Raw genomic sequence first — 25358 nt, 5'->3', positions numbered from 1 at the left:
TTTGCGAGCGGAAGACATCAGGGCCGGTGCCGACGGGTGCCACAGTAGGCCGGATAGATACATGCAGTCGATTCTCACTTCGACGTCAAAACGGCAGGTCTTGCAAGACGGAGGGAGTCCATAGATAGTTTGTTGAAAGTAGCAGCAGAAAGTCTATGGTGGTAGCAGGAGGTACTGCTGCCATGACTGCACGTCGTCCTTGTCCGCCAGCGCCGGGTCCGCTGGAAGACTACGCCAAGCTCTTCGACCCGCTGTTTCATTCATTAGCGCACCGCCGCAGCTTCCGAACTTATTTTGCCGGTCTTCTTGCGCCACGTGACCGACCCAAGACGCTCACGGCATTAGCCGGTGCGGAGCCGCTGGTCCAGACGCAATCGCGCCCGTGCAGCAACTGCAGTTCTTCCTGTCCGAATCCCTCTGGGACGCCGAGGTCATGACCGCCCGCACGCTGCAATTGCTGGGCCAGGTACCGCTGACGGCCAGCGATCCCGATGGCGTGCTCGTCGTTGATGACACCGGCGACCGCAAGGATGGCTGTGCCACCGAGCATGTGGCTCGCCAGTACCTCGGCTCGTTGGGCAAGATCGACAACGGCATCGTGGCAGTGCCGACGTTGTAGGCCAATGAGCAACGCTACTATCCTTTGCATGTGATGCCCTACACCCCGTAGAGCCGTCTGCCCGAAGGCAAGAAGGACCCCGCTTTCCATAGCAAACCGCAATTGGCTCTGGCGCTCATTAAACGGGCGCTGGTAGCCGACATTGCTTTCGAGGCCATTATGGCGGATTGTTTTTATGGCGATCACCGTGAACTCGTGGCCACGTTGCGGCGACGCCGGCTGCCCTTTGTGCTGTCGCATCGCGGCTCGGTGGGGCGCAGCTGGGCACCAGAAGACATGGCCCACTCGATCAAGGAAGCGCTGGAAGAAGTACGGCCGCGTGACTGGCACCAGGTGACACGCCACTTCCGTACCGGGCATACCGAACGCTGGTGGGCCATTGAGTTAAGCTTCCTAAGCTATGGCTCGAATAAGCCGGTACGCGCCATTTGCGCGACGACGGATCGGCGGACACTACCGGAGTTGTCGACCTGGTACCTGACCACCAATTTGCCGCTGGAAGTGGCATCCCTGGAGGAAGTGGTACGTCTCTACGGGTTGCGACACTAGGTCGAGCAAGGCTACAAGCAAATGGAGGATGAACTGGGCTGGGCCGACTTCATGGTGCGTAATGGCCTGGCCATCCGGCGGCATTGGCAGTTGATGTGCTGTGCCTTCGCCTTTTGCTGGTGGCAGGAGGCACGACAGGCACATCAGCACGCCTCGGCGAATTCACCAGTTCGAAAAAAAAGTCAGCCAGCGCGCTTGCCGATGCGATGTCGCTGGCCACGGCTGCTTCGGTCAGTGCGGGCATGGTTGACGCCACTGAACTGGCTCATGCGCTGCCGGCGTCTCTTCTCTGCCAAGCCCCCCACCCACCGAATTCGCTACGCTCGCGCGATATCTCATTGAGGCTGCCGGAGAGGGAATGAACCTTTATCTCCATTTATAACAAACTACCACTAGGGACAAAAGACATAGAAAAACCCCCGGCTCGATGAGCTGCGGTTTCTCCACGCATTATCTCCGCCCAAGGTCATCGGCTTTCCAGCCTGTTCCGTAAAAGCAGGTTAGCAGGATTATCTTTGCCCTTTAAATATTCCAAGTGAATGCTTGCCCGGGCAGAGGGGGCAGCGCCCTCCTCCATCACATGTCAGCCTGGGCGCGCCCCCTTCGGGGCCGGCCTCTACTCGGCTGACGCCTCCCCGAGCCGCCTGACGGCGTCGCGCCCCTTCGGGTGACGATCCCTCACGCAAATTCAAGCGGCCTGTGCAACGCGCCGCCCGCGAAGCACGACAGCGATCGGCACAGCAAGGAGTGCGGCAACCGCGCTCGCCAGGAAGACAGCGTTCAGACCTGCGTGGCTCGCAAGGAGGCCGAGAAATGGACTGCCGATCCCCAGCGTTAGGTCAAGGAACGCGTTGTAAGTACCCATCGCAAGACCGCGTGCTTGAGGCGGCGCGCGTCGGACCGCTTCGATGCCAAAGCTCGGGAATACGAGCGAAAAGCCGGCGCCACCCAAAGCCGCACCAGCCATCGCGACCTCACCACGAGAGGCAAACGCGATCATCGCGACGCCGGCAGCCTGAAACGCGAGGCAGCCCATTGCGACTGTCGCTCCACCGAAGCGATCGGGGAGTTGAGCGGCGAACACGCGCACGAGGATCAGCGCAACTGCGAAAATCGTGAAGGCAAAGGCACCATGCGCCCAACCCTGAATCGCGAAGAACAACGTCAGGAAGGCTATAATCGAGCCGAAAGTGATGCCGCTCAGTGCGAAGCCAATCCCCGGCAGCATGACGGCTGAGAGGACTGCCCTGATATTGGCTGGCGTTGAGGGGGCGGGAACGAGCGGCTTCAGCGGCGCGATCATTATGAGCGCCAGTGCGGGTAGCCCAGCGGTAAGCGTCGCGATCCCGAGGAAATTGGCGCGCGCATAAACGAGACTTCCCACTGGTGCGCCAACCGCCACGGCGGCGAACATCGACATGCCTACCCATGCGATGACCTTTGCCCCGCGATTGGGAACGACAAGACCAAGCCCCCAGAGCATACCGCCCGTGATGATGAGGCTTTCCGCACCACCGAGCAACGCGCGGCCGAAAAGCAAGACCACGACGGAGAGTTCTGGTAGGGCGAGTAGCACCAGCGACGCCAGATAACAGGCCCCGCCGATCATCGCGGCGATGAGCCCTAGCACGACAGCCCGCTTAGCGCCTTGAGTGTCCGTGAGGCGGCCTGCCCAGAGCCTCGACAGAAGCGCCGCGATGAACTGGCAGCCTGCGACAATCCCGATCACAAACGGGCCGAAGCCCAGATGGTCGTGCACATGAAGAGGCAGGACCGGCAACGCCATTCCGATGATCAGGAACGAGATGAAGACCGCCGCCATGACCGGGAGCGCAGCGCGCATCCCGTTCTGGGCGAGATCGCCGGCCTCGCTGGGAATACCGCGCTTGCCCATTGCTTATCCCTTCGCAGCCGCGCTCGTGACTTGTCGCTTCTTGCCAAAGACAGGGAAGGCGCTGGCTTCGCCATAATTGGTTTCGCCATGACTGCTTTTGAGGAGTTCCATGTCAGACTGGGCGATTTCGAAATCCAGAGCAGCGTTCGTACGAAGGTGATCAGCTTTGGTACTTTTCGGCAGCGGAAGCAGGCCGATCTGGAAGCAGTAGCGGATACAAATTTGGGCAACGCTCACGCCATATTTCTCGGCCATGGCGGCGATGTCGTTGTTTCCAATCAGCGCCCCATGAGCGACGGGAGAGTAAGCCTCAACCAGAATGTCTTTCGACTGGGAATAATCGATCAGATCGAAGGGCGTATTGCCGACATGGGCCAGAATCTGATTGACCATCGGCTTGACGCTGCCGTTGTCAATCAGATTGTCCAGATCGGCGCGTTCGAAATTAGAAACACCGATCGCCCGCAGCTTGCCTGCATCGTAAGCCTCTTCGAGAGCTCGCCACGCTTCGAGGTTTCCTTCGAAAAACCGCCCACCCTCGCGGAACTCCGCCCATGGCTGAGGGCTGTGGATCAACATCATGTCGATGTGATTGAGCCCGAGCTTTTCCAGCGATGCGTCGATGAGCCTCTTGGCTTCGACGTAACTCTTGCATTCAGCTGCGAGCTTGGTGGTGACAAAGAGCTGGTCCCGCGGAACTCCACATGACCGCAAAGCTTGTCCAACACCGCGCTCGTTCCCATAGGCCTGCGCGGTGTCGAAGTGACGATAGCCGATCTGGGCAGCATCACGCACGACGCGTTCGACTTCGTCGTCGCTAATCATCCACGTGCCAAGACCCAGCTTCGGAAGCTGGACGCCGTTTGCCAAGGAGAATTTCTCTTCAAGTACCATTTGAATAACCTTTCAATTCACTTTGTTGTTTTAGGGCGCGAGCCGTAGCCCGGCTTCTTCCGAAGCGTGTCCCACTTATTCAGGATGTCCGGATTGAAGACGCTCGCGTCCCAATCTTTCGCGCTTACTTCTTCGAAGCCGACCGAGACAGCGTCCTCGTCGTAGCCAAGGGTTTTGCAGACGTCGCGCACGATGGCCTCCGTGAGAAGATCCTTTTGCGCGTCCGTTTACCCGGCAAGAGTTTGACGATGACGTGCGGCATGGCTCACTTCGCCCCGCCGGCGCCGAGGTATTCCTCGTCAGTCACCTTCTCCATCCACGTGACGTTCTTGCCGTCCAGCGTTTCCTGAATTGCGACGTGGGTCATTGCCTCATGCGGAGTGGCGCCGTGCCAATGCTTCTTGTCAGCCGGGCAGAGCATGATGTCGCCCGCGTGGAATTCGAGCTTCTCTTCGTCCTCAACCTGCGTCCAGCCGACGCCCTCTGTGACGATCAGCGTTTGGCCAAGAGGATGGGTGTGCCACGCCGTGCGCGCGCCCGGCTCAAAATGGACGATTGCGCCGGTAACGCGCGAGGGCGCTTCCCTGCTAAATTGGCCGATGATCGTGACCTTGCCCGTAAAATATTGCTCGGGATCTTGGACAACGGTCTGTTCCCCTTTCCGTTTGATTTCCATGACGTTCGTTCTTTCATGCGCCAGCGCGGCGCTCCATGATGACAGAGAGGCAAGCAGTAGAAGGGCCAGCGCAAGCCTGCGTGCCGCCTTGCCGGTTTGTTGAGTCGCACTCATCGCGAACAGCGTAATGGCAATATATTATGAAGAAACTCAGCTGATAAGCCGGGCGATCGGCAATGAGCTGGTGAATAAAACTCAACAAAGTGGTATGTTTTGGTTCTATGGAGCAAGCCGATGATGTGAGCTTGGTTTCCAGAATCGAAAGGAGTGCTCGTGCCACTGAGCCGTGCTGATATCGGTGATCTCGCTTACTTCGTCGCCATAGCAAGACATCGGAATTTTCGCCGCGCGGCCACGGACCTTGAGGTCAGCCCGTCCGCCTTGAGCCATGCAGTAACCGGCCTTGAGGCTCGCCTCGGCATCCGACTGTTCAACAGAACGACGCGAAGCGTGACGCTGACCGCTGCGGGCGAGGAGCTCCTCGCAACGATCGAAGCGCCCTTCGACCTGATCGATCGCGCGGCCGAAAACCTGAACCGCTATCGTGACAAGCCCACCGGCCGTGTCCGCATTAACGTCCTCGAAGACGCGGCCGAGCTGTTGCTCGCCGCCGTCATGCCCACATTTGTCGATCGCTATCCCGATGTGGAAATCGACATCAGCGTGAATAATCGCCTGATCGACATCATCGGAAGTGGCTTCGACGCGGGCATTCGCTGGGGCGGGACGGTTCCGGAAGATATGATCGCCCAGCGTATTTCACCAGATGTCAGGTGGCTGGCCGCTGCCTCCCCAGCCTACATCGCCAAGTTCGGCGCACCCGTTCATCCAGACGACTTGCAGCACCACCGTTGCATCCGCATCCGGCTCGGCAACGACCAGATCTATCAGTGGGAATTCGAGCGGAACGGGCAAGAAATATCCGTTGCGACGCCCGGCCAGGTGACCGTTGACGAAAGCCACGCGTCCTTGAGCCTGGGCCTGCGCGGCGTTGGCGTCATGTATGGTGCTGAGCCGGTCCTTCGCCCGCATCTCGAAAGTGGCGCGCTGAAGGTTGTGATGGATGACTGGGCATCGACAGGAGGCGGGTTTCACGTCTACTACTCCAGCCGACGTCATGTTCCGACTGGAGTGCGCCTGCTCGTCGATCTGTTCCGCGAGTTATCGCCGATGGGTTGAGACATTCGTTCGTGGCCTGTCTGTTCCTAGGCAACCGTTTGACGATTGAATTTCTATCTTTTTTATCGGAGCTGCCGGCAAACTACCCCCGCTTTCGCGGCGGTGGCCGAGGCTCTCCGAAGCCACGTTAAATTGCGCTAACGGCTTGGAAGGACATAGAAAAACCCCCAGATCAATGAGCTGGGGTTCTTCCACAGATTATCACCGCCCACGGTCATCGGCTGCCCAGACTCTAACGTGAAAGCAGGCTAGAAGGACTACCTTTGCCCTTCAGATATCCCGGGGGTCAATGCCCGATAGGGCAGAGGGGGCAGCGCACTCCTCCATCGTAGTCAGGCTGGGCGTGTCCCCTTCGGGGCCGAGCTCTACTCGGCTGACGCCTCCCCGAACCGTCTGACGGCGCCTCGCCCCTTCGGGTGGCGTAAAGATAGGTTGCAGATGAAGATCCAGCTTGCCTATGATCTCGCCTAGGCCCGTAAGCATGAGAATGAAATCAAGGTTGCCCCGTATGCCCCGGCACCATGACCCTGCGGCAGACCTTCAGAAAAGCGCTGCCGGCCGCCGTGAGCTGATTGATATCGATATGCTAGCACCCTGTTAGCGGACAGAAAGGACGGCTCCGCTTTGCTCCTCCGCTGCTTTCCAGAAAATCGGTTTCCGCTATAGACGTCCGCTGAATGGCCTCTGCGCGGGGTCGGGCCCAAACACCACCCCACATCAGATAACGCACAGGCGGGCCGATTAGCGGCAAAGCGCCGTTGTTGGACGCCTGCCCGCATCTGTTTCAGACGGTCCGGTTGTTTGCTTCCCTGATACGCCGTTGTTACCGAGGCCAGGCGTCCCGCAACAGCCTGCCCACTCCGTTCGCTTCGCTCCCGTGTTCACTGTTTCCTTCCGGTGGGAACTGCCCTGCTCCCTCGGTTCCTTGACGCGATCGAATCAATCAACCGAAAGGACAAAATCATGAAACACAACAAGCAAACATGACGGAAGCCGAGGAAACGCCTAGCCTGATCGGCTGGCATGTCGCGGACAGAGGAGAACGGCGGACATTCTGGACACGCATCGGCGCAGCCTAGCCGCACAGCGACGACGAAGGCTTCTCGCTGCAACGGAACTTCATGCTCTCGACGGAGGCCGGATCGTTCTCCGCTTCCGCGAACCGGAATCAGCCAACGGCTGATTCCCACCAGCTGGCAGGGAAAGTCCCCTGCCAGCCACCGCCGGCCGCAGCACGGCCGCAATCCATTCTGATAGCTCGATGCTAGCAGGGATCTAACCATGGCATTTGCCGATGCTTTTTAAACCGAAGAAATTTTGTACGCATGGCAGTGCCATCGGTGTCATCTTCTCAAGCGGATACATTTTTTGCGCCCTCTCTCCCAACAGTTAGGATTCGCGCAGAACGCATTCGCCAGACAACGTCACTCGGCGTAAACCTGTCCCGACAGTCGGGAGAATGGCGCATTCAGGCAGCACTTCCGCAGTTGCGGAAGTACCTATCTTCAGCAAGGCAAAAAAATGCCGCACTCCCTTGAGAATGCGGCACAGAAGTGCGACGGTCATGCAACCATCCCCGGAGATTGGTGTGGCCGCAGGCTAGCTGTCCAGGAAAACCTGTTGCCGGCGAACGGCGACAAAAAGCCGGCCACTCCGCTTTCGTAGGTGCGGTCTTCCACTTGTTCCTCGGCCGTCTCCACCAAGCGCTTGCAGTCCCGATTTGTTCAGTTCCTGCTCAGACAAGTGGTACCGAGCCCGCGCCATCTTGCCTTCCCACCCTTCAGCCAAACGCGGCTTTGTACTGCTGCCGCACCGCTGGGTCGTCGCACGCAGCTTTGGCTGGGCAGCTCGATTTCGCCGACCGGCGCGAGATTATGAGCGCCTTACACACACCCTGGCCGGGTTGCACTACGTCGCCCTCGCCCGTCTCATACTCAGTAAAACCGTCCCTCTATTCACTACAGGTTCATAACAGGCGCTAGCGTGAATTCGCCGGAGGCGTCGACCAACTGCCGCGTATGGGTGTTGCGGTCGATGACCGCCGCGACCTCGGGCGGTGAAAAATCCACCGGCATCGACCATGCGGCCGACATCAAATTGGCCTTGCTTGCCCGCATGCGCGCTGGCGACGATGACGGTGGGGCCTTGTTTGAGCAGGCGATCGCATTTGGTGAGATCGACGGCAAGCCGTCGGACATGGCGTGCAGCGAGCGTGTAGGCAGGGAAAGGGGGATTCCACGACGGGCGAGGCCACGTTCTCATTGTCGCGCGGCGCGAGGTAGTTTGCGCGCCGAATTCATCAAGCTTTGCCCTCGCTGCACGAACCTCGGGCGGTGGCAACGGTCGCAACATGGTTGCACGTACGCCGCGGCGGCGCAAGCGCGTCATCCGTTCCCGTCTCTCAAAGGATTCGCAATGCCTACCGTGATCATCAATGGAAGATCCACCAACCTCAATGTGCCCGACGATATGCCGCTGCTGTGGGCGCTGCGCGATGTCGCCGGACTGACCGGCACCAAGTTCGGCTGCGGCATTTCGATGTGCGGCGCCTGCACCGTGCATGTCGACGGCCAGGCGGTGCGCTCCTGCGTCACGCCGGTATCGGCTGTGGCCGGCAAGCAGGTGGCGACGATCGAGTCCATGTCCGCCGATCCGGTGGGCAAGCGGGTGCAGGCGGCATGGCGCCAGATCGACGTGGTGCAATGCGGTTACTGCCAGTCGGGCCAGGTCATGTCCGCGACCGCGCTGCTGAAGAAGACGGCCAAACCCAGCGATGCGGACATCGACAATGCGATGGCCGGCAATATCTGCCGCTGCGGCACCTATCCGCGCATCCGCGCGGCAATCAAGATCGCCGCCGGCGGCAACGGCAAGAAGGAGGCCTGAGCATGGACAAGCATGACAATGGCCTCGATGGCGCGACCGGACTGCAATCGCCGGCACGGCGCAAATGGCTGGGCGCGGGCGCGGCACTGGGCGGCAGCCTGCTCATCGGCGTGCATCTGCCGACGCGCGCCGAGGATCGCGCCCGCAATGAAAAGCCGCCCGAGACCGCGGTCGGCCATGCGGCGACCACCATCTCGAACCAGGCGCCGGGCCTGGCGCACAACGCCTTCATCCGCATCGATCGCGACAACACGGTGACGCTGATCATCCACAAGGTGGAGATGGGACAGGGCACCTTCACGTCGATGCCGATGCTGCTGGCCGAGGAACTCGAGGTCGATCTGGCCAGGGTGAAGCTGGAGCAGGCGCCCGCCGACAACAATCTGTACAGCGATCCGCTGCTCGGCGGCCAGGTGACCGGCGGTTCGACCTCGGTGCGCGGCGCTTGGGAGCCACTGCGCCAAGCCGGCGCGAAGGCGCGCACCGTGCTGATCGCGGCGGCGGCGCAGCGCTGGAAAGTCGACCCGGCGTCCTGCATGGCGCGCGATGGCGCGGTCATCCACGGGGCCAGCGGCCGCAAGCTCAGCTATGGGGAACTCGTCGACGTGGCTTCGCAGCTGCCGCTGCCGGAGCAGGTCGCGCTGAAGCCGGCTTCGCAATTCCGCCTGATCGGCAAGCCGATGAAGCGGCTCGATTCCGCGGCCAAGGTCGATGGCTCGGCGCAGTTCGGCATCGATGTGCGCTTGCCCGGCATGCTGATTGCGACGGTCGCGGCCTGCCCGGTGCCGGGAGGCCGCCTGAAATCGGTCGATGAAGCGAAGGCGATGGCGGTGCCGGGCGTGAAGCGGGTGCTGAAGATCGACGGCGCGGTGGCGGTGCTGGGCGAGCACATGTGGGCGGCGAAGCAGGGCCTGGCCGCGGCGGCGCCGACCTGGGATGAAGGCGCGAACGCGAATCTGACGACGGCGATGATTGTCGACGACATGGCCGCGGCATCGAAGTCCAAGCCGGGCGCGGTGGCGCGCAACGACGGCAATGCGCAGCAGGCTATCGCCGGCGGCAAGCGCAAGATCGAGGCGGTGTACGAGGCGCCATTCCTGGCGCATGCCACGATGGAGCCGATGAATTGCACCGTGCGCGTATCGAAGGACCGCTGCGACCTGTGGCTCGGCACCCAGGTGCCGACGATTGCGCAGGGCGCGGCCGCCAAGCTGACCGGGCTGCCGGACGAGCGGGTGCAGGTGCACAACCATTACATCGGCGGCGGCTTCGGGCGCCGGCTCGAGGCCGACGCGGTGATCCAGGCGGTACAGTTCGCCAAGCAGATGCCGGATGTGCCGATCAAGATCGTCTGGACCCGCGAAGAGGATGTGCAGCACGACATGTACCGGCCGTACTACTACGACCGCCTTGCCGCAGCGCTGGACGAGAAGGGTATGCCGGTAGCCTGGTCGCACAAGATCACCGGCTCGTCGATCATGGCGCGCTTCGCGCCGCCGCTGGTGAAGGATGGCGTCGACCCGGATGCGGTCGAGGGCGCGAAGGATGTGCCTTACCGCATCGAGAACGTGCATGTGGAATACCTGCGCCACGAGCCGCCGCTGCCGACCGCGTTCTGGCGCGGCGTCGGCCCGACCCACAACATCTTCGTGGTGGAAAGCTTCATCGATGAACTGGCGGCGGCAGCGGGCCAGGATCCGGTGTCATATCGCCGGTCGCTGCTGGACGACGGCTCGCGCATCAGCCGGGTCCTGAGCCTCGCGGCTGACAAGGCGGGCTGGGGCAAACCGCTGGCCAAGGTGGAAGGGCGTCGCGTGGGACGCGGCATTTCGACGCAGTTCGCCTTCGGCAGTTATCTGGCGCAGGTAGCGGAAGTGTCGGTGGGCGCCGATGGCGACGTGCGGGTGCATCGCGTGGTCTGCGCCATCGACTGCGGTCAGGTGGTGAACCCCGATACCGTGGTCGCGCAGATCGAAAGCGGCGTGAACTTCGGCATCACCGCGGCGCTGTGGAATGAAATCACGGTGGACAAGGGCCGGGTGCAGCAGAGCAATTTCAGCGACTATCGGATGATGCGCATCAACGAGGCGCCGAAGATCGAGGTGCATATCGTCCAGAGCAACGACAAGCCGGGCGGCATTGGCGAGCCGGGCACCTCGGCCACCGCGCCGGCGCTGACGAATGCGATCTTCGCCGCGACCGGGCAGCGCATACGCAAGCTGCCGGTGGGTGAGCGATTGAAGAAGGGGGCGTGACCGTAGCTGCGCGGGCTGGGCTCACTAAGGAAGGCCGGCAAAAACCTCAGCGGGCAACCGGCTGCTTGAAGACTGATCTCGCCATTTGCACGGCATAAAGTTTACCGAGGAAAGGTCGATGAGTATGTCGTCAGCGCCCCAAGAACTCGCCGAGCAACTATGCCGCCCTTTCCTTTCCTCCTGCGAAACCTTCTCTGAGGTGAGGACTTTGGGGGAACAAGCGCCTCATTATTACGAGCGAATTGATTGGAAGGCTTCGATTCTTCTCGATGCCGTCTGCGATCCACCCGTCGGAACACGCCGGTCCGATACGGACGGTGATAATGGCTTGCCAAGCTCTACTGTAAATCCATCGCTGAAGTACTTCCGACGCACATCACTTCACAAAGCATAGACAGATAAGTCTGCTTATCCATATAGCTTATTTTTGTATTTAAAACGGGTTTCCTGCTTTCCGCCACACAATTTCGTTTCCATATTGGTCCTTTTTGCCGATCGCGGTCGATCTCGAGGTAGACTCGCCCCCCTGTTTTTAAAGGACTTTTGCATGGAAAAACGAGAGTCGGCATGCCTGCAGTGCGGTACAGACGATCAACGCTGGGATCCACACAACGGCAACTGCGCCGGGTGCGGATTCGATGAAGTTCACGGATTCTCTCCGGTGCCGCAGATTTATGAGCACTTCCTGCAGAGCGTGCTCAGTGCCAGTTCACAACGGATTGAAGCTACGACGCTCAAGCGCCTGATGGCAGAATTTCACCGGGTGTTTCCGACGCCGGAAGAGCTGGCCGATGGCTGGAATTTCCTGCGCGCGCATCCAGAATACGTCATCGATGTCTTGCGCAGCACCAGTAGCGCTTTGCATTAAAGTTCATGTCGCCTGTTGCAGCTTTCAGAATCAGCGGTTTCATCTGTCGTTGCCAGCCCTTCCCTATTTCACTTCACGGCAATGGCAAGTTTGGAATCCCTTCACTACGCCCGCCATCCTCGGTGGCATGCCGGTAGAAGTACCAGAATGTGGGTCTAAAACTAAAGCAGAGCGCCCGCCACGGGTCCTGTTGGCGCGTGGGCAAGCTTGGACGCCGCAGCATGCGTCATTTGGCTACGCCTTGGTCTGATCCAGCGCGAGTGGTGCGTCCTGCCCCCTTTCATTTAGTTTTTCACTCACGCGACGCGCATGGGCGTTCAAGGACTCTGACATATGCTTGGAGCAGCCAGACAAGGTCGCTGGACTAGCGGCTTCGTTGCGTTCGGCGCCTGGTTTCAGTGTGTGACCAAGCATGCAAAACGATATTTGCACCGGCCGGCTTGAGGTTGGTTGCTCAGGATTGGTTGCGCCTGCCTCGACGCACTTCCGGAAAAGTGTTCAAGGCCCGCATGTGGCGATGTCGCGCCACGCAGGACGAGAACGACATCTGGTGAGTAGCCTATCGTTCGTAAGGGGCAAAGGAGGCACCCTTCTCCTTATTGATGAGTTGTTGGATACCATCCGAGACTTCGGCTCCTCTGCGGCATGTCCCCCCTCCCTTGCCCAGCGAAAAATGGTCCTTGGTCATGCGTCGGACTGGCCTGATGTCGAGGTAAACGCTGTCGGGAACGTGTTTTACCGCAACATGAAGGCGGCGGTGCTTGATGGCACCTCTGCTGTTGCGGGATCCGGCGGAAACGGCCTATTCGCGAAAGTCGTGGATGCGAGCACACATTAGCTGCGCCACGCCACCATTACGCCCCAAGTGGACGCCGAGATTGATCTGGATGCCATTAGAGAACGCCAAGTATGGATCCGTTGCCACTACTTCACGCTGCCTGCATCAGGCCGATCAGCGACGGCATAGAGATACGCGGAGGAAGCACTGCTTGGATGGTGAGTCCGTCGCGGACGTTGTGTAAGTTAGCTTCCGCCTGCGGTGGCCCGCCAACGCCAGCGCGCGGCCGCGCGACGGCGATTTAGTTTTAGAGCCACAGGCAGCACATCAGGTGAGCGTAGCGGTGGTTGGTTCCGCGGCATTTTGCCCTTGGGGCAGCCGGTAGTGCCTCGGAATCCGTTTGACATGCACGATGTCGTTCTTGATCGCAAACTCTTTCAGGAAACCTACCTCGATCAGCCGTGTGAGCGCGACCTTCAGCCGGCGGCGGAAATCATTCATGTTGTCGCTCCGACTGGCCGAGAGTTCGTGATATTTAGTCACGGAGATCGGATATGGCTCGCGATGCGTGCTCAGAAAGCTGTGAAGCCATTGGGCCAAGGGTGAGCGTCCGCCAATGGCCTTGCGCTCGGCGGGGCTCATGAGCGTAAAACTAGGGTCTGCGAACAAGGCTGCGATGCTGGGCTCGAGCAGGACCACCCACTGCGAAAGCTGCTTGCCTTTCTCATCTTTCCAAGCAAAAGATCGGATCAAGCTGCCCTCGTAGCCACCGCCGAGCTGCTCGCCCGAAGCATTTTGCGTCACGGATACGCTGGTGGCGGAAAGCCGAGAGCAGCACTCGCGCAGATGCTTGTATTCCGCCGTGTTGATGCTCCATCCTAATTCCTTGAGCATTGTATAGGCGGTGAAGGGGATCGGCTTGCCCAGCTCGTAGCGGCGTCCGAAGTGCAAGATGGCCAGAAACACGGAATAATCGTCTTGGCGCAGTTCCTGACCGCGGTATTCGATGTTGATGCCTGCGAGCGTGGCAACCTGTTTACCCTCGTAGAAATCGCGCTTGATCTTGCCATCGGACTTGGCCGCCGTGAACAAGGCGCCCCTGGCGAAGGAATTTGGCATGCCACGTAGATCATCGTCCCACATCGGCAATTGGACCGGCTCGAGCGCGCGCTGTGCGGCTTTTCGCTTGGCGGTCTCCTGCAGTTTGTTCACTGCCGCGGTCAGATTCGCTGAATGCGTTTCCTGCGCTCCTGTTTTCCTTGGCATACTGTTCCTATGGGACGTGGCTTGACCGCAACGATTATCGGGGTTGGGATATTGAAGTCAATAGGCTTATTTAGTTATTCACCCACGTTTTTTGAGGGTGGTTTTGCAGGGTTTCGGCTTTTGAATTTTTATCTATCCATAGCATTCCAGCCAGCGGTTGCCAAGTGTCGTATACGGTTAAAGACAAAGATTAAAAGCAAAAGACTAGAGGGCCGCGAAACGTAGCATCCATGCGGGTTTCAGGGGATTTTTGCCGATGTAAAACTATTAGTGGTTCACCCACAAAACTACTAGTGATTCACCCTTACGACTAATAGCGAAACGCTGATCTGCTATTAGCGTTTCGCCCTTTCACTAATAGTGATTCGCCCATTGGACGCTTTGCTAGCGCGGCGGTTCGTCGATAGCGCGTTTTCAGAGGGAAGTGTGAGTCTAAAACTAGTAGTGATTCACCCTTTCTACGCGTTTTGATGCGCAAGCATGCTAGCGGGTCTAATACTATTAGTGGTTCACTCACGTTTTTTCACTGAGGTTCGCAAAAAAACAACTTGAGAAGCGTCCAACGGCGCTTTTTTCCGTAAAGCACCATGAAAACCGCTGGGAATACCTCTCATTCCTATGCGTGGATGCGCTTTTTTCCCCTGCGTCGCCTTGCTGATGGCGGCAGCGCATAGAGTGACGCATTCTAAGGGCTAATGGAGGGTTAAAAGTCCGGTGCTTTGCGCGCCCACTGTGGGTCTAAAACTAAAAACTTGGCTTTTTCGTGTGCTGGCCCCTTGCGCTTCGTAGCGCCGCATCCCGTTGGAGGGGCCTTTGGAAGCTCGATGTGAGTCTAAAGCTAAAGAAGGCGGGAAATTTCGGTGGGTATAAAACTAAGGGATGCGCCAAGAGGTGTGAGTGTAAAACTATGGAGTAGGGATCCACACGGCATCTGCCCTTGCCCTCCCCACAGGCCGGGGCATCGACGTACGGGGGGCAAGCTTTAGGTGGGAGTTCCTCTCAACCTTCACTTTACGCGCACCACGCGTGCTGGCGCGAGAAGCGTTCACAGAGACTAGCCTGCATGCATCAGGTCGAAGAAGGGCTCCTGGGAGGTCGGTCGAGGAAGCAGAGGCGCTACGTTTCTGGGCATCTCGCGTAATGGATTGGTAGCGTCGCGTGATCTGCTTTAAAATTCCGAAGCGTTACGCCCTTTCGCAAGCCATGATCGGCGTTCAAAGAAAATTTTGTGAATAGCAAGTCAGCTGCGCCATGGCGCTCAGCGCGTTCAGTTGACGGGCGAGCGCTACTTCACAGCCAAAGATCAGCACATAGACAGACTTGGTAGGCACAATGTTGGTCTAACAGTTATCGATGTAACAAGCGGCGCCAAAGCACGCGACGCGCCAGTTCTTAGCTTGGTTGTCCAGCTCGATCCACCTAGCCAAGTGCATCGGCATTGCTCAGTGAGCTTCTCGCCGCAGTCCTCGTTGTTCACATCCGCAGGGAGATACTGATGATCAGACTACCGCAATAAAAATGTAGTTTTGCAGATGGTTTTTCTGTTTGCTTTCCTGCTTGTTATCGTTCGGTGCGGCGACCATGGCTTTTTTCTCCCCTGCTACGACGAGCCCAATTTATGGCGTTCGAATTCGCGGTGCCCACATCCGCATCGAGATCAGTCCACAGCGAAAGGTAGCGGTCGAGCGTGCGATAGATCGACTGCTGCTGGGTGGCTTTTATAACTGCGAGGACAAAAGGGTGGTGCAATTCAAGGCCAGGCGGCGTTTGGTGGACTGGATCCGAAGGTGTGCCGCGCTCGATTTGAACTGGAAGGCGCATTACAGTCCGCTCAAGACCATGGCGTCGGCCACCATGTCGACCAATTTACGACACATGCCGATGCCAACGTAATCATCTGGCTGCGCGACGACGACCATGTGGCCTTGCGCTCTGGGCATGTAGCGCCCAGGTTGTTCTAATTGGTCAGCTTTGGTGAAGCTTTATCATTCTCATAGCGCAATGCTCTTCAATGGTTTTCCGACAGATTGAACCGGCGCTTTAGTTCGTCCACCAATGCCTCCCGCTCTTTGGGATCCGCCAGATTCACTTCGAAGGCGACCTTGCCGGAATCCCATTCCTTGATGAACCCAATCTGAGCCGGGCCGGAATTAATCCTGTATTGCCGGCTAACCTCTTTCTTCTTACGCGGCTTGGCCTCTTCGAGTTTAGCGCGCACTTGCTCCAGCGCGCGTGAACTCAGATCGTCCTTGACTACGCGCTCCATTAGGTCGAGGAGTTCCTTTTCCGCGACGATTTTCGAAATCCGATAGACCTCATAGCCGATCGCCACGCCAAATTTCGTCGGATACTCCCGCATCTTATCCAATGCGCTTTGCGGCATCTTCAGCAACGCCATGGTTTTCGCGACCGCGGCGGGCGAAATACCAATCAGCTCGGCTATTCCCTCCCCGTCCGCCACCTTGGCCTCATCGAGCAATTTTTGCCACGCCAACGCGTTGTCCAGGGGTGACTGGGCGTTGCGCTCTTCGTTGATCAGATAAGACATGCGATACATATCCAGCTCGTCCGAGACGTCATGGACGACGCATTCAATCTCTGTCTTGCCCGCGGCAAGCAACGCGCGCTTGCGATAATGGCCGTCGATCAGCAGATAATGGCCCGGCATACTCGGGTGAGTGATCGCCGGCGCCGCGACCAGCTGCCCTCGCGTCGCGAGCGACGCCGCAAGGGATTTGACGGTCTCCGGATCGTAAATTTGGCGGGCGTTGAAGGGGTTGTCATGCGCCTTGTCGATCGGAATGCGAATAATGACCTTGGCGTTTGCATCGCTCGAAGCGCCGATTTCAGCGCGTAAATCGGCCGCGGCGAGCGATGCGTCCAGCCTCGGGCCTGCCAGACCCAGAGGACGGCCGGCGAGCGCGTCCTCGGCCGCCTCATAACGCTTGTCCAGTTCCTGCGGGTCGAAGCGCTTTTCTACGGATGCCGTTTCGCTCTTGATCGAGGAGCGCAACAACGACTTGCGGTCGGCCTTAGCGTTCATTTTTTGCTCCTTTTGGCCGTGGCAACGCCCAAAATCTCCAGCACTTCGTCAGTGAGCTTATCGACTTCTTTCACGGCAGGGCTGCTCTTGGCGACCTTGTGGACCGTTGATCCGAACAATTGGCACTCACGAAACGCCGATCGTGAGCCGATCCAGGTTTTCATCAGCGGAATCTCTACGTCCTCGGCCAATACATCGAGCGTATCCCGGGCAAGGTTTGTGTTCTTTTGCACCATGTTGGGCAGCATGCGAATTTGCAGTTGTTCGTTGGTGGCTTGCGCCGTCAATGCCAGTTTTTTGGCAGCGACGGACGCCCACATGTCCGCGGGCGCTGGGACGATCGGAATAATCGCCAAATCGGAAATCAGCATTGCACTTGATGGTGCAGGCGAATCCACCGCAGGTGGGCAATCGATAAAGATGAAATCATAATTTTCGAGATGATTCTTGATCTCCCGATGCACCTTGCCACCCATGGCCGCCAGATTCATCATCGCCGCGGGAAAAGGGTCCTCGTCTTGCGCTTGACTGGCCCATCGTGTCGCGGTGCTCTGACTGTCCATATCCACGACCAAGGTCCGAAAACCTCTTTGGGCTATGGTCCCGGCGATCTGGATGGTCATAGTCGTTTTACCGCAACCCCCCTTCTGATTAAAAAAAGTCACTACTTTGGCTGCCATGCAGTCCCCCTTATAGACTTGAAGTTCGATTTCCGCGTGGAAATCGAACTCTACGCAGCGTCACTGTAATTCAAATAAAGCCTATCAATCAAGTATTTACTCGTAATATTTGAATTGTCTAAGCTGTGCTGTCCACGTTTTTCGGCGGAGCTATGGCGCTTCTCTTAAAAGAAGAACGAGATGCGCAATTTGTGCGAGCAAATCAGCATGGGCCTTCTAATGTCGAATCCAAGGGAGTGGCTTTGCCATCCTCGCGCTGGCGCCTTTTCGTCACAGTACGCGGAGCGAAGCGCAAAATGAAGCAGGGTGTTCGGAGAACCGATTTGTGCGCGGAAATAATTATGTTGCAGGCAGTTGGCCGGGGATCCGCCATCTTTTTGAGGCGGCCACAGTGACGCCCCTCAGCTGTTGGGACTTCGTCATGTAAAGGCAACTATAAGCCAGCTCACTTAAGCGCATAACCTGAAGCAAATCCCTGTCAATTAGGGTCAGCGGATCTATGATTTACGCGCGTAAATTGGCTAGTCTATGCAGCGTTTTCGAGGCGAGGAGCGAGTGTCCACCGTTGCCCAACCTTTAAATGGCCCGCCGTAGACCATCCCTACCTGGTATAGATTCGGCCCAGATCCCTGATCTACGCGCTGGAATTACTCCGCCGAGATGAATCTGGGCAATACGTCGATTGAGTGTTTTTGAGCCTCGTATTTGTGTCCGGCATGAATGCCCAGCGCATAGTCTTCTAGGCGGATTTACGCGCGTAAATCACGGCCCCCACCGCGTACTCTCCTTGAAACCATAATGCGCAGGAGGGATGAAGAATGCGTTCGACATATTCCCGACTTCGGTATAGCAGCATCGCGTTTGTTCGGCGGCGGACACGGTGAGTGGAGTCTTTCATTCATCAACTATCTCAGGCCCGCGAATCAGCAAAGCATAGGAGACAAACAAGAGGGTAGCATACTGCCTCAGGGCGCGCTAATGAAGGACCGCGTTCAGCGTAACTGATGAGCGAGTACAGGGCCTGCGTCCTGACGTCAAATCCTGAAAACCGTTCTCCGCCGCTTCCACCGTTGTATGCGGTGCGGGCCGGGGAAGTTGGCTCGATGAATTGAAAAGGCCTTTCCGAGCAGTCGTACAAGGTTTTGCGTGCAGGACAGTGTCCAAGACTTGTTTGCCATTCGTGAATCGCTGTCACCTCGAATGCGAAGGGGAAAAATTCTCACGACTTAAGTTCACGAAGGTACCCAAGAACCGGTTCATTGATTTGCACAGTGAAAATTACCTCAACAATAAAAGTGCGCTAAGGATAGTGGGAATATGACCGTATCATTTGCGGGTTCGTGCTTCACGGTACCTTTCAGCGCCCGGCATAGAGCAGATATAAGCCGGATGATCACGCGATGACTTACGGAGAACGCGAGGCAAGTGCTGATGGCTGCCTCTACTGACATTCCTAGAGGAATCCCTAAAAGCTAAGCATGCATGCCCGGGTAGCCTGCAAGGGCCACAAGTCCCAGTCCTATGGCTTTAGCAACAAGATAGTTTTCCTGGCTGGGTAGAACGTCAAGTGATGACTTCCCACGAGACAATGAGGGATTTGTTCCATTTTAAATATTAAATAATAAGCTCAAGGAGCGATAATGGGGGTTATCTATGTATGATTTGTGGGGGATCGCCGCATCGTTTTCGTTGCTGGGGAAGTAAAGTTGGTACGCAGCGCTGCGTTTCGGCTACGCCGCACTGTCTATAGGAGAGGAGGGCGTTCCTGTATTCTGTCGCCGGTTAAGTAGCCCGATCCAAGGAAGATCAGATGCAGTTGCTGCTGGTAGAAGATGACGCCGTGCTGGCGGACGGTATCGCCCGCAATCTCAGTGCCCAGGGCTACGAGGTTGATGTCGTGCGCAACGGCAGCGATGCGGATGCGATGTTGCAGCGCCGGGAAATCGGCGCTGTCGTAATGGACATCGGCATCCCGGGCCTCGATGGATTCGAGGTCGTGCGCCGTATGCGGGCGCGGGGCAACCACACGCCGGTGCTATTGCTGACCGCGCGAGACGCGGTGGCGGATCGCGTGTTTGGCCTGGAGATCGGCGCGGACGATTACCTAGTCAAGCCGTTCGCTACGGCTGAACTTGTCGCCCGGGTCAAGGCGCTCGTGCGCCGCGGCGGTGGGCGCGACGCGTCGATTGAGATTGGCGCCCTGAAGCTGGATGCTGCTGCGCGCCGCGCCACCGTCCATGGAATGCCGATCGATCTATCGGCGCGGGAATGGGCCATTCTCGAATATCTGCTTCGCAATACTGGCCGGGTGGTGTCGAAGCAGCAGATTATTGATGCGATCCTTCCATGGGGAGAGGAGGTGACGCTCAACGCGGTTGAGGTCTACCTGTCCCGCATCCGCAGCAAGCTCGCTGACGCCGGCGTGGCGATACGCACCGTACGAGGTTTCGGCTACATGTTGGATATAGGTACCTAAGGCCAGCCGTCAGTGCGCGCGTGCGCGAAGCCGTTCTCGAACCCGCCGCGCCACAAAAATGTCCAGAAAGTCCTCGATACGGGCCTCCTTCCGCATCTCGGTTAGGACCGCCTCGTAGCAGGAACATACTTGCTCAACCGGAAGACGCATTTCTTCAGCCAATTCCGCGATCGCGACCAAATGTCTTTTGCGATCAGCAGCGTCCCGAAAGGCATCCGCGTGGTGAACAGTCAACTTGCTCACGTCATCGACAAACTCGACTTCCATTCCTCGCTCCGTTGACAAAATAGAAAGTTAGAACCATGATTGGGAAACGTTGGGTATGTGACAACAACCGTCCACGCGGTATAACGAGCAGCTTGCTTAGGACTGAGCAAAATTGCATGAGTTCAGCAGGGAATGCGGGTGTGATGAAACTCTGAGCGAATCGCCGGGAGGGCGGTGGCATACCAATGCAGCGTGAGGTCGGCGTCTCGTTATTATTTTTGCTTCGTCAACCCAACAGGAGGGCAGGATGCGTCGGACCATTCGTCGACGCCGGCAAGTGGCCATGTTCAGGTTCACGCTGGCAATCGAGCGCGCAGTTTGCGCCAACAGTGTCTCGGAAAAGGATCTCGCGTACCGGTGGGCATCCATCTGGGCAGACGTGGCACGGTCGAGTTTAGGTGGCAGGCGCTTCTGATACTTGTTCTCGGCGAGCAAAATGCTTGTTTGTATGCCTGCCTGCGCCGTAAATTACGCTTGATAATCAGGCCTTTCCCTTTGGCGGTCTCGTCTTTGCGGGCAGCGCGAAGCGCCGTCTTGCTTTCCAATGACTTCTCTTGAACATGATCCGGCTTCCAATCCAAGCCTGAATCTGCCCGAATGGTTTTCTGAAAACAACTCGGACTGCATCAAAGTCATCGACCTCGTCGGCAATATCGTCCACATGAATTCGCCCGGGTTGAGAGCGCTTGAGATCGACAGTCCGAAAAGTATCCTGGGAAGACAGTGGTGCCACACGTGGCCGGAGGCAAACCGCTCGACGGTCCTCGCGGCCCTGCAGGAAGCGGCGACAGGAACGATTTCCTGTTTTCGCGCAGCCTGTCCGACGGCCAAGGGCACAGTTAAATGGTGGGATGTGAAAGTCCACCCGGTGAAAGCGGCAGATAGCAGCGTCGTTCACTTCCTTGTTGTCTCGCGCGACATCACCGACCTGCAGCAGGCGCACACCGAACTGCAGGCGGAAAAGGAAATCCTGCGCCTTGCCACAGAGGCGGCGGGACTGGGCCTGTGGCGCTATACCCCGCATCTCAACCAATTCGACTTTCAAAATGATCTGGCGTGCGACATCTTCGGACTGGCACCGTCGTGCGCGACATTGACGGCGCAGCAGACGCTGCGCGAGCGCCTACACCCGGACGATGAAGAGCGCTTTCAAGCCGCATTGCAGGTTGCCTGCGCGGGGAGCGGGCAGATGCGATTTCAGGGTCGCGTACGCCGGCCAGACGGCACGTTTCGCTGGATCGAGCTGTTTGCCCGCGTACATCATCCGCCCAATGACTCGCCGCTATACCTGATAGGCACCGTTGCAGACGTCACTGACCGAACAGCCTTTAAGGAGAATCTGCAGGATGCGCAGGCTCGTCTTGCTGCGACGATGGATGCCGGCGCGGTAGCGACATGGACATGGGATATTGGAAAGAACTGCGTCATTGGCGATCCGAACATCGCCCATTTGTTCTCGCTTCCGGACAGCGTCGCTTCCGAAGCGCCTATCGAGAGCTTGCTGAAAGCGATCCATCCCGACGACATTGAGCGTGTGTCGGCACGTATCCAGCAGGCAATCAACGATCGCGCCTTCTATCAGGAGTCATACCGTGTCCTGGCGAGAGACGGTAAGTACCACTCGGTCATTGCTCGAGGCCGCGTGAAGTGTGATGAAACGGGTGTTCCGGTTCAGCTACCCGGTGTCATACTCGACGTCACGCTGCAGAAGGAAGCAGAAGACAGGTTGCATGCGAGTGAAGTTCGCTACCGCGCGTTGTTCGATTCTATCGACGAAGGCTTTTGCATCATCGAAATTCTCTACGATGCACAAGAACAGCCAGTCGACTTCCTTTTCATCGAAAGCAACCCGGCATTCCAAAATCAGACTGGATTCAGAGCGGAACCGAATAAGTCCATGCTGGAATTATTTCCAAACTTGGACTTGCGTTGGGTGACCCTGTTTGCAAACGTCGCCGTGACTGGCAAGTCTGCGCGGGTGCAGGATTATGTCGAACCCCTTGGGCGATGGTTTGACGTCAATGCTGTTCGGGTTGGCAATGCGGGCAGCAATAGGGTCGCCGTGCTGTTCTATGACATTTCTGAGCGGCGGCAGAACGAAAACGACCTGCGCCGACTGGCTTTCACCCTCGCTGAGACTGATCAGCGTAAATCGGAATTCCTTGCAACGCTGGCCCATGAGCTACGCAATCCGCTGTCGCCGATCCGTAATGGTCTGCAGTTGCTTCGCCTTGCCGGCGACAACGCGGAGACAGTGGCGCGGGTGAGAGACATGATGGAGCGGCAAGTCACGCACATGGTCCATTTGGTGAATGATCTGCTCGACATTGCCCGAATCAGCAGCGGCAAGGTCGAATTGAAGAAGGTCGACGTTGACTTGAAGACCATCGTGGCAACGGCGATCGAAGCAAGCCTGCCGGCGATCCAGGCCAAACACCACGATCTGAATGTCGTGGTGCCGTAGGAACCTTTTCCATTGTCTGCTGACCCCACCCGCATCGCACAAGTCATCGGGAACATGCTGAACAATGCCGCGAAATATACGCCCGAAGGTGGCCGCATTACGCTGACAGTGCGCCGGGAGACGGATGGCGCTGTTCTGCAAGTCGCCGACAATGGTATCGGTATTCCGGCCGAGGCACAGTACACGGTGTTCGATATGTTTGCGCAGGTAAAGGCGAACATGAACTATGCGCATGGCGGTCTCGGCATCGGACTGGCGCTGGTGCAAAGCTTGGTCTATATGCATGGCGGAAGGGTGGCGGTGTCGAGCGCGGGAAGCGGTCAGGGAAGCACGTTTACCGTTCGCTTGCCATTGAACAAGACGGCAGTGAGTACAAGCAAAGCGGAGAGTGAATCACAGCCCGAGGCCGTGGCGCCTTTTGACACGCGCTTGCGGGTCCTGATCGTGGATGACAACGAGGATGGCGCGCAAAGCCTTGGGGCACTGATCGAACTCGGCGGCCAGGAGGTCAGCCTTGCGCATACTGGCAGGCATGGCCTGGCGCTGGTGGAAGAATTCCGGCCCGATGTCGTCTTCCTGGATATTGGGTTGCCCGATATGGACGGCTATGCGGTGATCCGCAATATCCTTCAACTACCCTGCGGCAAAAAGCTGCCGGTAGCGGCGTTGACAGGGTGGGGGTCGCAAGTTGACCGGGTTAAGACGGCGAAAGCCGGTTTCGACCATCATCTGGTTAAGCCGGCACCGCTGCCGATGATCGAAAAGCTGCTTACGGAGCTGGCGCGCAAAAAGAGGACTTGAGTAAAGGCCAGAAGCGTCTTCAGCGGCCGAGCAGCATGTGGTGCGGTTCGCTTGTACGGTCGCTAACCACACTTGAAAGGTGATGCCATGAGGATGGGGCACAAGGAGTTTCATCGCATCGAACACATAGGATGGCTGCGTGCAAGCGGTCCTTGGCGCGAATGACGGCATCATTTCAACAGCCAGCCTGATCATCGGTGTGGCCGCGGCGCATGCTTCACACCAAAATCTGCTGGTCACCGGCATTGCTGGCCTGGTCGCCGGCTCAATGTCGATGGCAACGGGGGAGTATGTCTCGGTGTCGTCGCAGGCGGATACCGAGAAGGCCGCGCTCGCCGAGGGAAAGGCTGAGCTGGCCAAGGACTATGATCCCGAGCATCGGGAACTGGCCGGCATCTATGCAAAGCGGGGGCTCGACCGACCGCTGGCTGGGCAGGTGGCAACCCGCCTGATGGAGCACGATGCGTTGGGAGCCCACGCCCGGGATGAGCTTGGGATCTCAGAAATTACGACTGCCCGGCCGCTGCAAGCGGCATTCGCGTCAGCCTTGAGCTTTGCCACGGGGGCTGCCCTGCCGCTAGCGCGGTTGTCGAATTAATGTAGGGTGTAACCGCAGAGCTGGAACCAGCCTTTGGCATCGGACTCGGTAATGTGGTCAATGGCTTGTGTGAGCGCTTCGTCGAGGGGCGGTGCGGGTACGGGCTTTGGCTTTTCGCAGACTGGCTTTGAGCTTGGACCAGCAGCTTTCGATGGGCGAGTAGTCCGGCGAGTATGGCGGCAGGTAAAGCAATTGCGCCCCCGCAGCTTCAATGGCCTCCCGGATGCCGCTGACCTTGTGGGTGCTGAGGTTGTCCATGATGACGATGTCACCCGGTACCAGCGTGGGCACCAGCACCTGCTCCACATAGATCCGGAACACTGCCGTGTCAGTGGCACCGTCAACCGACATGACGGCATCGAGCCCGGTACAGGACAGCGCCCCGAGGATGGTGACATTGCGCCCGAAGTTCTTTGGCACGGCATCCGGTACCCGCCGACCATAGAGTGCGCGGCCGTACCGGCGGCTCATGGCGATGTTGCAACCGGACTCGTCGACGAACTTCAGCTGTCGGCATGGGCACGCGGAGAGTTGTGCCCGGTATTGCTGGCGTGCCAGTAGTACGGCCGCCGTGTCCCGTTCGCTGGCATGAACGGTTTTTTTTGCGCCGCATATGCAGCCGCTGCAGCAATCGATGCACGCAGCTCATGCTCACCGTCAGTCCACATTGCGTTTGCAGGCGCTCGGCGATCTCGGCCAGGGTCAAGTCGTTTTGCTCGGCTAGCCAGTGCTGCACCTGTTCGCAGGCTGCCGCATCGAGCAATCCCGGACGGCCGGCGCGCTTGCGGCCAGGTTCCAGGGCCCCGGTGCGGCGATACAGCCGCAGCAACTTCTCGACAAATGCCTGGTTAACCCCAAAAAAGCGGGCCACTTGTGCCTGCGAGCTTGTACCGCGCTCACAGGTCTGGACGACTTTGCGTCGTAGATCCACAGAATAAGCAGCGCCCACGATGACCTCCTCAAAATGGCGAAGCTTATGGTTAGACCGCATTAATCCCGCCGCATTCCACCGTCTAGCATTCCGACAACCGCGCTAGCGGTAATGTCATGGACTCCCTCCTCCGAGGCTCGGTAGACTGGGGGCACGCGAAGCATGGGCATCGCATCCAACGTAGGAGGCAAACATGGCAATCGTACGGGTCGGTTTGGATATCGCAAAGCAGGT

General features: G+C 58.3%; 18 protein-coding genes and 4 pseudogenes. 11 read left to right on the top strand and 11 right to left on the bottom strand.

Annotated elements, in window-relative coordinates; all coding sequences use genetic code 11:
• Positions 1-182: 182 nt before the first annotated feature.
• Positions 183-1550, top strand: a pseudogene (locus JJB74_RS34345) (IS701 family transposase).
• Positions 1551-1856: 306 nt separating this feature from the next.
• Here JJB74_RS34345 and JJB74_RS31245 read toward each other — a convergent pair.
• From JJB74_RS31245 to JJB74_RS31230, 4 genes are all read right to left on the bottom strand, one after another.
• The gene (locus JJB74_RS31245; protein ID WP_234485016.1) at positions 1857-3062 is read right to left on the bottom strand and encodes an arabinose transporter; all 1206 of its coding nucleotides are present in this window, start codon (positions 3060-3062) and stop codon (positions 1857-1859) included.
• Between the two features lie 3 nt (positions 3063-3065).
• A complete protein-coding gene (locus tag JJB74_RS31240; protein ID WP_200598467.1) occupies positions 3066-3956 on the bottom strand; it encodes an aldo/keto reductase in 891 nt (296 codons plus the stop codon).
• A gap of 17 nt (positions 3957-3973) precedes the next feature.
• Positions 3974-4147, bottom strand: a complete 174-nt coding sequence (locus JJB74_RS31235; RefSeq protein WP_234485015.1) for a tautomerase family protein — start codon at positions 4145-4147, stop codon at positions 3974-3976.
• A 74-nt stretch (positions 4148-4221) separates the two neighbouring features.
• Positions 4222-4632, bottom strand: coding sequence for a (R)-mandelonitrile lyase (locus JJB74_RS31230; protein WP_200598470.1), 411 nt, complete (start codon positions 4630-4632; stop codon positions 4222-4224).
• A gap of 273 nt (positions 4633-4905) precedes the next feature.
• Between JJB74_RS31230 and JJB74_RS31225 the strand changes: the two genes are divergently transcribed.
• Both JJB74_RS31225 and JJB74_RS31220 read left to right on the top strand, forming a co-directional pair.
• On the top strand, positions 4906-5811 hold the full coding sequence (locus tag JJB74_RS31225) for a LysR family transcriptional regulator (RefSeq protein ID WP_200598466.1): 906 nt from the start codon (positions 4906-4908) through the stop codon (positions 5809-5811).
• A 1777-nt stretch (positions 5812-7588) separates the two neighbouring features.
• A pseudogene (locus JJB74_RS31220) lies at positions 7589-7783 on the top strand (transposase); the annotation flags it as partial.
• Here the strand turns inward: JJB74_RS31220 and JJB74_RS31215 are convergent.
• The gene (locus JJB74_RS31215) at positions 7770-8009 is read right to left on the bottom strand and encodes a hypothetical protein (protein ID WP_200598465.1); all 240 of its coding nucleotides are present in this window, start codon (positions 8007-8009) and stop codon (positions 7770-7772) included. The pseudogene JJB74_RS31220 and the gene JJB74_RS31215 overlap by 14 nt on opposite strands.
• 217 nt (positions 8010-8226) lie before the next feature.
• Between JJB74_RS31215 and JJB74_RS31210 the strand changes: the two genes are divergently transcribed.
• The 3 genes from JJB74_RS31210 (at position 8227) to JJB74_RS31200 (ending at position 11820) form a co-directional block, all read left to right on the top strand.
• Positions 8227-8697, top strand: a complete 471-nt coding sequence (locus JJB74_RS31210; RefSeq protein ID WP_200598464.1) for a (2Fe-2S)-binding protein — start codon at positions 8227-8229, stop codon at positions 8695-8697.
• Positions 8694-10952 (top strand): xanthine dehydrogenase family protein molybdopterin-binding subunit, encoded by a 2259-nt coding sequence (locus JJB74_RS31205; RefSeq protein ID WP_407672450.1) that lies wholly within the window; start codon positions 8694-8696, stop codon positions 10950-10952. Before JJB74_RS31210 ends, JJB74_RS31205 begins: the two co-directional genes overlap by 4 nt.
• A gap of 547 nt (positions 10953-11499) precedes the next feature.
• Positions 11500-11820, top strand: coding sequence for a hypothetical protein (locus tag JJB74_RS31200; RefSeq protein WP_200598462.1), 321 nt, complete (start codon positions 11500-11502; stop codon positions 11818-11820).
• A 1105-nt stretch (positions 11821-12925) separates the two neighbouring features.
• On the opposite strand, the gene trfA is transcribed toward JJB74_RS31200, so the two are convergent.
• On the bottom strand, positions 12926-13864 hold the full coding sequence (gene trfA, locus JJB74_RS31195; RefSeq protein ID WP_200598461.1) for a plasmid replication initiator TrfA: 939 nt from the start codon (positions 13862-13864) through the stop codon (positions 12926-12928).
• Between the two features lie 1581 nt (positions 13865-15445).
• On the opposite strand from trfA, the gene JJB74_RS31190 reads away from it, so the two are divergent.
• The gene (locus JJB74_RS31190; RefSeq protein WP_200598460.1) at positions 15446-15757 is read left to right on the top strand and encodes a hypothetical protein; all 312 of its coding nucleotides are present in this window, start codon (positions 15446-15448) and stop codon (positions 15755-15757) included.
• Between the two features lie 115 nt (positions 15758-15872).
• Here JJB74_RS31190 and JJB74_RS31185 read toward each other — a convergent pair whose 3' ends face one another.
• Complete coding sequence (locus JJB74_RS31185) at positions 15873-16907, bottom strand: ParB/RepB/Spo0J family partition protein (protein WP_200598459.1); 1035 nt, start codon at positions 16905-16907, stop codon at positions 15873-15875.
• Positions 16904-17587, bottom strand: coding sequence for a ParA family protein (locus JJB74_RS31180; RefSeq protein WP_200598458.1), 684 nt, complete (start codon positions 17585-17587; stop codon positions 16904-16906). The genes JJB74_RS31185 and JJB74_RS31180 overlap by 4 nt, the downstream gene beginning before the upstream one ends.
• A 1810-nt stretch (positions 17588-19397) precedes the next feature.
• Here JJB74_RS31180 and JJB74_RS31175 point away from each other — a divergent pair.
• Positions 19398-20063, top strand: coding sequence for a response regulator transcription factor (locus JJB74_RS31175; RefSeq protein ID WP_200598457.1), 666 nt, complete (start codon positions 19398-19400; stop codon positions 20061-20063).
• 9 nt (positions 20064-20072) lie between these two features.
• Here the strand turns inward: JJB74_RS31175 and JJB74_RS31170 are convergent, their stop codons facing one another.
• Positions 20073-20330: a DUF3562 domain-containing protein gene (locus JJB74_RS31170; protein WP_200598456.1), complete on the bottom strand. Its 258-nt coding sequence runs from the start codon at positions 20328-20330 to the stop codon at positions 20073-20075.
• A gap of 544 nt (positions 20331-20874) precedes the next feature.
• On the opposite strand from JJB74_RS31170, the gene JJB74_RS31165 reads away from it, so the two are divergent.
• The 3 genes and pseudogenes from JJB74_RS31165 to JJB74_RS31155 all read left to right on the top strand — a co-directional run.
• Positions 20875-22794, top strand: a complete 1920-nt coding sequence (locus JJB74_RS31165) for a PAS domain-containing protein (RefSeq protein ID WP_200598455.1) — start codon at positions 20875-20877, stop codon at positions 22792-22794.
• A gap of 12 nt (positions 22795-22806) precedes the next feature.
• Positions 22807-23595, top strand: coding sequence for an ATP-binding protein (locus tag JJB74_RS31160; RefSeq protein ID WP_200598454.1), 789 nt, complete (start codon positions 22807-22809; stop codon positions 23593-23595).
• A gap of 87 nt (positions 23596-23682) precedes the next feature.
• A pseudogene (locus JJB74_RS31155) lies at positions 23683-24178 on the top strand (VIT1/CCC1 transporter family protein); the annotation flags it as partial.
• A 72-nt stretch (positions 24179-24250) separates the two neighbouring features.
• Here JJB74_RS31155 and JJB74_RS31150 read toward each other — a convergent pair.
• Together JJB74_RS31150 and JJB74_RS34260 are read right to left on the bottom strand one after the other, a co-directional pair.
• Positions 24251-24808, bottom strand: a complete 558-nt coding sequence (locus JJB74_RS31150) for an IS630 family transposase (protein ID WP_325170205.1) — start codon at positions 24806-24808, stop codon at positions 24251-24253.
• Positions 24783-25184: pseudogene (locus JJB74_RS34260) on the bottom strand (helix-turn-helix domain-containing protein); the annotation flags it as partial. The gene JJB74_RS31150 and the pseudogene JJB74_RS34260, both read right to left, overlap by 26 nt.
• Between the last annotated feature and the right edge of the window lie 174 nt (positions 25185-25358).

It is taken from the genome of Noviherbaspirillum pedocola, assembly GCF_016632335.1.
Classification (GTDB): Bacteria; Pseudomonadota; Gammaproteobacteria; order Burkholderiales; family Burkholderiaceae_D; genus Noviherbaspirillum_A; species Noviherbaspirillum_A pedocola.
The sequence above is the reverse complement of the archived record's forward strand: the minus strand, read 5'-3'. Positions and strand labels throughout refer to the sequence as shown.